7 protein-coding genes and 1 pseudogene are annotated in these 8,089 nt (G+C 61.3%); 4 read left to right on the top strand and 4 right to left on the bottom strand.

The window, feature by feature from the left end; translation table 11 throughout:
* The coding region (locus AC1D1Z_RS31025) for a carbohydrate ABC transporter permease (RefSeq protein ID WP_477852675.1) at positions 1–934 on the bottom strand (934 nt) is incomplete at its 3' end.
* A 131-nt stretch (positions 935–1,065) separates the two neighbouring features.
* On the opposite strand from AC1D1Z_RS31025, the gene AC1D1Z_RS31020 reads away from it, so the two are divergent.
* The 4 genes from AC1D1Z_RS31020 to AC1D1Z_RS31005 all read left to right on the top strand — a co-directional run bounded on the left by AC1D1Z_RS31020 (position 1,066) and on the right by AC1D1Z_RS31005 (position 6,053).
* The gene (locus AC1D1Z_RS31020) at positions 1,066–2,862 is read left to right on the top strand and encodes a heparinase II/III domain-containing protein (protein ID WP_477852673.1); all 1,797 of its coding nucleotides are present in this window, start codon (positions 1,066–1,068) and stop codon (positions 2,860–2,862) included.
* 124 nt (positions 2,863–2,986) lie between these two features.
* The gene (locus AC1D1Z_RS31015) at positions 2,987–3,895 is read left to right on the top strand and encodes a carbohydrate-binding protein (RefSeq protein WP_018245931.1); all 909 of its coding nucleotides are present in this window, start codon (positions 2,987–2,989) and stop codon (positions 3,893–3,895) included.
* 99 nt (positions 3,896–3,994) lie between these two features.
* Positions 3,995–4,663 (top strand): response regulator, encoded by a 669-nt coding sequence (locus AC1D1Z_RS31010; RefSeq protein ID WP_018245930.1) that lies wholly within the window; start codon positions 3,995–3,997, stop codon positions 4,661–4,663.
* Positions 4,653–6,053, top strand: a complete 1,401-nt coding sequence (locus tag AC1D1Z_RS31005) for a sensor histidine kinase N-terminal domain-containing protein (RefSeq protein WP_477852672.1) — start codon at positions 4,653–4,655, stop codon at positions 6,051–6,053. The genes AC1D1Z_RS31010 and AC1D1Z_RS31005 overlap by 11 nt, the downstream gene beginning before the upstream one ends.
* Before the next feature lie 82 nt (positions 6,054–6,135).
* Here AC1D1Z_RS31005 and AC1D1Z_RS31000 read toward each other — a convergent pair whose 3' ends face one another.
* The 3 genes and pseudogenes from AC1D1Z_RS31000 to AC1D1Z_RS30990 all read right to left on the bottom strand — a co-directional run.
* Entirely contained in the window at positions 6,136–7,017 is an 882-nt protein-coding gene (locus AC1D1Z_RS31000; protein WP_003549874.1) for an ABC transporter permease, read from the bottom strand.
* Between the two features lie 11 nt (positions 7,018–7,028).
* Entirely contained in the window at positions 7,029–7,847 is an 819-nt protein-coding gene (locus tag AC1D1Z_RS30995; RefSeq protein ID WP_026188721.1) for an ABC transporter ATP-binding protein, read from the bottom strand.
* A gap of 95 nt (positions 7,848–7,942) precedes the next feature.
* A pseudogene (locus tag AC1D1Z_RS30990) lies at positions 7,943–8,089 on the bottom strand (ABC transporter substrate-binding protein); the annotation flags it as partial.

Genomic DNA, 8,089 nt, shown 5'->3' with positions numbered 1-8,089 from the left:
CGAGGAAGAACAGAACGAGCGCAACCATGCTGGAATAGCCGAGATCCCAGGAAATGAAGGCCTCGTTATAGATGTGGTAGACGAGGACGAGCGTCGAGGTGCCGGGTCCGCCCTGGGTGATCATGTAGATCTGGTCGAACACCTTGAAGGACTGGATCGTCAGCATGACGGTGACGAAGAAGGTCGTCGGCCCGAGCTGCGGCACCGTGACATGGATGAACTTCTGCCAGGAATTGGCGCCATCGAGATCGGCGGCCTCATAGAGCTCCGAATTGATGCCCTGCAGGCCGGCCAGATAGATGACCATGTAATAGCCCATGTTCTTCCAGATGCCGAAGAGGATCACCGTCACCATCGCCCAGTGGCGATCGGCCGCCCATCCCGGCATGTTCTTGGGATCGAGGCCGAGCGTGTAGAGGATCATGTTCACCGGTCCCATCTCGGGATTGAAGATCATGTTCCAGACGACCGCGACGGCCACCAGCGAGGCGACATAGGGGAAGAACATCGCTGTGCGGAAGAAATCGCGCCCCGCGATCTTCTGGTTGAGAAGTACGGCAAGGCCAAGCGCGCATATGAGCGTCGCCGGCACGGAAGCGACCGTATAGATGACCGTGTTCCAGAACGCCGCGATAAAAGCCTTGTCATCGAAGAGCCGCCAGAAATTGTCGAGGCCGGCGAAGGTGATCGCATTCGAACCGTCCCAATGCATGAAGGCAAGCACGAAGGCGAACAGGATCGGGCCGAGCGTGAAGACGGCAAAGCCGATGAAGTTCGGCGCGATGAAGGAATAGGCGACGAGCGCGTTGCGGATCCTGCGCTGGCGCTTGGACAGGACCGCGACCTTCCGACCGGAGGTTGCCATGGCGCCATCCGTCGCGATGACCGAATTCGATAGGGACACCGATGCCTCCTCTTCCTCCAGCAACGACATAGCACATATCCGGTATTGGTCAAACAAGTTCTGAATAGGTCATACGAATTTTATGGAAAGCGCAAAATACATATGATAGGTGAGCATGCAGACCAAACGCCCATCGATGCTTTTCCGGTACGGGGAGAGACATGCTCAGCGAGATTTCAGGGGAGCTGCCGGATGTGCTGGGCGATTTCACGCCCGGGGCGGTCTGCTCCGATCGCGCCAGATGGAGCGCTGTGCCGCAAGCGGTACGGGATCTGATCATTCGCGAGGCCGAAGAGACGCTTGCGCGCGCCTTGCCGCTGATTGCGGCTTCGGATTACCGGGAGTTCACCGCAACGGGCAACCGCGCGCGCTTCGAGGAGCTTTATTTCACGCGGCGGCGGATGCTCAACAATCTGGTGCTCGGCGAACTCATCGAAGGCAAGGCGCGGTTCCTGCCGAAGGTCGTCGACGGCATCTTCCTGATTGCGGAGGAGAGCGGGTGGCAGCTTCCGGCGCATAACGCCTATGAACGAAGCGGCGCGCGCCTGCCGCTTCCCGACAATTCGCAGCCTGTCGTCGATCTCTTCGCCGCCGAAACGGCGGCGCTGCTTGCCACCATCGTTGCATTGCTTCGCGACGAGCTCGACGGCATCAGCCCCGAGATTACGGCACGCGTGGAACGCGAGATCGAAACCCGCATCCTTTCGCCCTATCTCGGCCGGCATTTCTGGTGGATGGGCCGCGGTCAGGAGCGGATGAACAACTGGACGGCGTGGATAAGCCAGAACGTCCTGTTGACGGTCTTCTCCCTGAAAACCGATCAGCCCACGCGTCACGCCGTCGTCAGAAAGGCGCTCGGCAGCCTCGACGCCTTCCTGAAGGACTATGCCGAGGACGGGGCCTGCGAGGAGGGCGTGCTCTACTACCGCCACGCCGCACTCTGCCTGCATGGCGCGTTGACCATCCTGGATGCCGTGGCGCCCGGCCTGTTCGCCGGGGTCTGGCAGCAGCCGAAGATCCGCAACATGGCCGAATATATTGCCCATATGCATGTGGCCGGCCGCTACTATTTCAACTTCGCGGATTCCTCCGCGGTGGTCGAACCCTGCAGCGCGCGGGAATACCTGTTCGGACAGGCGGTCGGCTCTGAGATGCTGGCTGAGTTCGCTGCATCCGACAGGGCCGCTTCCGACAATCCGCACCTGCCCGGGGAATGGAACCTCTGGTATCGCGTGCAGGAACTGCTGGTCGGCCCTGCAATCCCCGCCGCCGCCGAGCCACCTCCTGCATCCGGGCGCGATATCTTCTATCCCGGCATCGGCCTGTTCATCGCCCGCGACCGGCAGTTTTCGCTTGCCGTCAAGGGCGGCAACAATGGCGAGGGCCACAATCATAACGATGTCGGAAGTGTCACGCTTTACAAGAACGGACATCCGTTCCTGATCGATGTCGGCGTCGAGACCTATACCGCAAAGACCTTTTCGGCGCGGCGCTACGAGATATGGACGATGCAGTCGGCTTTCCACAACCTGCCGACATTCGCAGGCGTCATGCAGTCGGCCGGCGAAGCCTTTGGCGCGCGCRATGTCGAGGTCGAGTTTGACGAACGGAGCGCGCGCATATCGCTCGATATATCAGGCGCCTATTCCCCCGAGGCGCAGCTGCACAGCTACCGGCGCGTCGTTTCCCTGCTGCGCGGCCGCCACGTCGAGATCGTCGACACCTATGACGGGGGCAAGCCGGCGGTCCTGTCTCTGATGACATGCGTGGTGCCGACTGTCGGCCCCGATAGGATCGATCTGGCCGACCTCGGCAGAATTTTCGTCGATGGCACCGGCGAGATCGAAATTGATGAAATCGTCGTGGACGACGCCCGGCTGAGATCGGCCTGGCCCGAGAAAATCTATCGGCTGCGCCTGCCGTTTGCCGGCAGGCTCCTGAGATTGCGGATCGTCTAGAACAGGATGATTTTAGGCCGGGTCGGCCTGAAATCTGAATCCTGTTCTAAATTAAAGAGTTAGAGCATGATGTCGTCCGAAAATCGCTCACACTTTTCGGCATCATGCTCTGGGGAGGACGAGCATGGAATTGACGCTGAAGATCGTGGATGCCGATGGGGCAGTGCTGGCCAGTTCCGCAGGCCGGGACGAGACGTTCCTGGTCTATCGCCAGAGCTATCGCGAAGGCGATCGCGTGGTCGTGGAGGTCTCCGAGCCCGGACATGTCTTCCTCTCCCTTGATGGCGCGATCCAACCCGGCCTGGTCTATATGAAGGAATGCGCCTATTCGCTCGCTGTGCCCTTCGGCGACAAACGCAAGCCCTATTCCCCGAATGCCTTCAGGGGCGATATCCACCGGCTATCAGCGCGAAGCACGCGGCCGGACGAGATCATTCACCGGCGCAATCTCGCTCTCAACCCCTGGGACGATCACGCCAATCGGACGCTGTTTCCGCATGCGCGCGCCAATGTCGAAACCCGGGGCGAAGCGGTCTTTGCCGCGCGTAACGCGATCGACGGCGAAAAGGCCAACGATGATCACGGCTTCTGGCCCTATACGAGCTGGGGCATCAATCGCGATCCTCACGCGGCGCTAACGGTGGAATTCGGCCGGCCGGTCAGGATCGACGAGATCGTTTTCTATCTCCGGGCCGACTTTCCGCATGATTCCTGGTGGGAAAAGGCCAGCGTCACCTTCTCGAACGGCAAGACCTCCTGTTTTCCGTTGGTGAAATCGGGCGTCGCTCAAGCCTTTCTGATAGAGCCCTGCATCGTCGAATGGGTGGAACTGCACAGGCTGATCAAGGCCGAGGACGCCTCGCCCTATCCGGCGCTGACCCAGATCGAAATCTGGGGAATCGAGGCGTCGGGTGCTGGAGACCAGGACGTCCCGGTTGCGGTCGAAGGCGATTCCGGGAGGGCTCATGGGCGCCTGAAAACTTCCGTTCCTGTCAGCGTTCGTCTTGACGACGCGGAGACCGATCGCAGGTGATACCATCTCCTTCTGCTTCGGTCGGGAACAGAGGCCAGGTATCAGCGGTGGAAACTGTGTCACGCTTGTCAGACCGTTTGCACGTGCTAGGAAGGTCAGATGAGACTGCTTGTGGTGGAGGACAACAAGGATCTGGCGGCCTGGCTGGGTAAAGCCCTGCGACAGGCGCAATACGCTATCGACATTGCCCATGACGGCGAGGACGCGGAGCATATGCTCAAGGTGGCGGAGTATTCGGCGATGATCCTCGACCTGGCGCTGCCCAAGCTTGACGGATTGACGCTGTTGAAGCGATTGCGGCAGTCCGGAAACAAGCTGCCGGTCATCATCTTGACCGCGAATGCGAGCCTGGACGGCCGTGTTGCAGGGCTTGACAGCGGCGCCGACGACTATCTCGCCAAACCCTTCGAAATCGCCGAGCTCGAAGCGAGGATTCGTGCGGTGGTCCGCCGCGGCCAGGACCGGGCATCATCCGAGATTACCGTCGGCAACCTGCGCTTCTCCGGCGGGACGCGGCAGTTTTTCGTCGCAGGCGAGCCGCTGCAACTGACGCCGCGTGAATATGCCGTGCTTGAGCAACTCGTCATGAAGCTTGGCAACACCGTCTCGAAAGCCGCCCTTTCCGAAAGCGTGTTCGGTTTCGACGACGAGGCGGATCCGAGCGCCATCGAAATCTACGTCCACAGGCTGCGAAAGAAGCTCGAGGGCAGTTCGGTTCAGATTGCCACGTTGCGCGGGCTTGGCTATCTCCTCAGACATGTCCAGTAGCCTCGTCACCAAGGTGGGCGCGACGATCGCGCGGCTCAGCCAGAGCCTGAGGGTGCAGTTGCTCTRCTGGGTGCTGCTGACCCTGTTCGGCGCGATCGGTTTCAATCTTTACGACAGCTTCTGGACGGCTGACGCCACAGCAAAGCTGGTGACGGATCGAACACTTCTGGCGTCGGCGCGCGTCATTGCCGAAGCCGTCCGTGTCGACGAGGGCGGCAATGTTCAGGTGGACGTGCCGCCTTCCGCGCTGGAGATGTTTGATACGGGCTTCGGCGACCGTGTATCTTATCAGGTGATTACCGCATGGGGCAGTCTGGTCAGCGGCTTTCCCGACCTGCCGTTGCCGGCCGTCCAGCGCACCGGTGAGGATCGCACGTTCCACGGTGCCGATGTTCGCGTCATGATGCTCGACCATCCTGTCGTCGGCCTTCCCGATGACGGCGCGATCTCCGTGACCGTCGCCGTTACGCATAACAGCCAGTATGCGATGCGAAGGCAATTGTGGCTCTCAGATTTTTCGAAGCAGTTCGTGCTCGTCTTCGTCGCAAGCCTGGTGACCATCCTCGGCCTGCAGCGTGGCCTGGCTCCTGCGCTGAGGCTGCGGGACGCCCTGCGCCAGCGCGGGCGCAACCGTCTCGATCCGCTGCCGCCGGAGATGGTGCAGAGCGAGCTGCAGCCGCTCGTTCACGCCCTGAACGACTACATGGAGCGCGTCCAGAACCAGATGGCCGCGCAGCGACGGTTCGTATCGAATGCGGCGCATCAACTGCGAACSCCCCTGGCGCTGATTTCGACGCAGGCGAGCGTGGCGGCCCGCGAAGCCGATGCTGCTCGCCGCGACGAGGCGCTTTTCGCCCTTCGCACCAGCACGAAACAGATTTCGCGTCTTGCCAGCCAGCTCCTCACCTTATCGCGGGCCGAGCCCGGAAGCCGGCGCCCCCGGAGCGATGCGACCGACCTTACGAAGGCTGCCCGCGAGATCCTGGAAGCGCATGCTGAAGAGGCGCTCAAGCGCAACATCGACGTCGGCCTGGAAGCCGTCCGCCCGGTCATTGTCGACGGCGACGCGACGATGTTGCGCGAGATGTTGGTCAACCTCATAGACAATGCGATCCGCTATACCCGCCCGAACGGACGGGTGACCGTCGCCGTCGGGCAGGCGGACGGCAACGCCGTCGTGACCGTCGAGGACAACGGGCCGGGTATTCCGAGCGGGGAGCGCGAACAGGTTTTCGAACGCTTCTACCGGATCATGGGGACTGAAGCCGAGGGGAGTGGTCTGGGGCTAGCGATCGTTCGGGAGGTCGTCGAAGGCGCTGGAGGTTCAGTCTCGCTCGATGACGCGGAAGGCGGTGGRCTCGTCGTGACGGTGCGGCTGCCGCTCGCTTAGACCTAAGTGCATCAAATGAAAAGAAGGCCGGGCATCGCGCCCGGCCTTCAGTTCGATCTGCCTTGGGAGGAGGTCGATTTGATCACTGGGTATCGAGGTGCTGCTGCGGACGCCATTTCGCCAGGCGGTTCTCGATCAATGTCATGATGTATTCGGCAAAAAGCGTGACGACCATGACGAGGAGGATTGCCGCGAACATGCCGGCCGCGTCGAACGTCCCCTTGGCGATCGAGATGAGCTGGCCGATACCGAAGCGGGCGCCGACGAATTCGCCGACGATTGCGCCGATGATCGCGAAACCGAAGGACACGTGCAGACTGGCGAAGATCCAGCTCATCGCCGATGGGATGACCACGGTGCGGGTGACCTGCCAATCCGAGGCGCCGAGAATGCGGGCGTTGGCGATCATATTGCGGTCGGCCTCGCGCACGCCCTGGAAGGCGTTTGCAAACACCACGAAGAACACCATGATGAAGGCGAGTGCAACCTTGGAGGGCAGGCCGAGACCCATGATCATGATGAAGATGGGGGCGAGAACGACGCGCGGTATCGAGTTGATCGCCTTGATGTAGACGGAGAAAATGTCCGACAGGAAGCGGTTGCGGCCAAGACCGATGCCGACGAAGACGCCGGTGATCGATCCCGCGAAGAAGCCGATCAGGGCCTCCTCCATCGTCACCCATAGATTATACCAGAGAGAACCTTCCGTGGTGCCCTCGGTTGCCCATTCGTAGAGGCGCTGAACGACGCCGCTTGGGCTCGAATAGAAGAACGGATCGATCCACTGCATGTTGGAAGACAGCTCCCACATGCCGATCACGAAGACCAGGATGGCGATCTGCCAGAAGCGCACCAGCGTCTTGCGCCGGCGCATTGCCTTCAGCGCCGATGCCTCGATTTCTGTGTCCGACGTGCCCGGCCGAAACATGGTGGCCGAACCGGCCTCAAGTGTGGTGTGTGCCATGATATCCTCCCTCAGGCCGCTTCGCTTGCGCGGCGGTAGCTGGTCTCGACCTCCTCGCGCAGGTCCTCCCAGATCGTCTTGCAATAGTCGATGAAGCTCTGCTCGTAGCGGATTTCCGACACGACGCGCGGGCGGGGGAGATCGATCGTATAGACCGACTTTACCGTCGCAGGGCCGGCGGTCAGGACGTAGACCTTGTCGGCGAGGGCGACAGCCTCTTCGAGGTCGTGGGTCACGAACACCACCGAGGCCTTGCGCTCCGCCCACAGTTTCAAGAGCTCTTCATGCATGACCGTGCGGGTCTGCACGTCGAGAGCCGAAAACGGCTCGTCCATCAGCAGGATTTCCGGCTCGTTGATGAATGTCTGGGCCAGGGAGACGCGCTTGCGCATACCGCCAGAAAGCTGGTGGGGATAGTGATGGAGAAATTTCGAAAGGCCGACGCGGGCCAGCCAGTCGCGTGCGCTCTTTTCCGCTTCAGTGCGCGACTTGCCCCGAAACAGCGGGCCGGCCATGACGTTGTCGATCACGTTCTTCCAGGGAAAGAGTGCGTCGGTCTGGAACGCGAAGCCGACACGCGGGTCAATGCCGGTGATCGGCCCGCCCATCAGCCGGACTTCACCGGCGCTCGGGCGTGCGAGACCCGTCACAAGATTGAGCGTCGTCGATTTACCGCAGCCGGTAGGGCCGACGACGGCGACGAACTCCCCGCGGGCGACCGTCATGTTGAAATCGCGCAAGGCCGTAAGGGACTTGCCGGTCGGCGAGACGAAGCGGCGGCTGACGTTGATCAGCTCGATCGCCGGGATCTGGTTCTTGTCATGTTGCATGATGATACCTGAGGCGTGCTTTGGGCGCGTGCACGCAATGCCCATGGATCGATCGGGAGGCCGCTTCCGGYTGGGACCGGAAGCGACGCGACGCCTTACTTGACGTTCTTGACGAACTCCGTCGTATAGGTCTTGGAAAGGTCGATCTGCTTGCCCTTGACGTTCTTGGAGAACTCCGAGAGCACGGCAAGCACGGTCTTCGGACCGTCTTCCGGCATGACGCCATCCGGTGTGAACATGCC

It is taken from the genome of Rhizobium sp. P1_E1 (assembly GCF_056406015.1).
This window is presented reverse-complemented; position numbering and strand designations above follow the sequence as displayed.

What these genes read in the sequence shown, in the direction of transcription:
- AC1D1Z_RS31010 (WP_018245930.1), top strand. Translation starts at nt 3,995, where the DNA reads ATGAGACTGCTTGTGGTGGAGGACAACAAGGATCTGGCGGCCTGGCTG.
- AC1D1Z_RS30995 (WP_026188721.1), bottom strand. Translation starts at nt 7,847, where the DNA reads ATGCAACATGACAAGAACCAGATCCCGGCGATCGAGCTGATCAACGTC.
- AC1D1Z_RS31015 (WP_018245931.1), top strand. Translation starts at nt 2,987, where the DNA reads ATGGAATTGACGCTGAAGATCGTGGATGCCGATGGGGCAGTGCTGGCC.
- AC1D1Z_RS31000 (WP_003549874.1), bottom strand. Translation starts at nt 7,017, where the DNA reads ATGGCACACACCACACTTGAGGCCGGTTCGGCCACCATGTTTCGGCCG.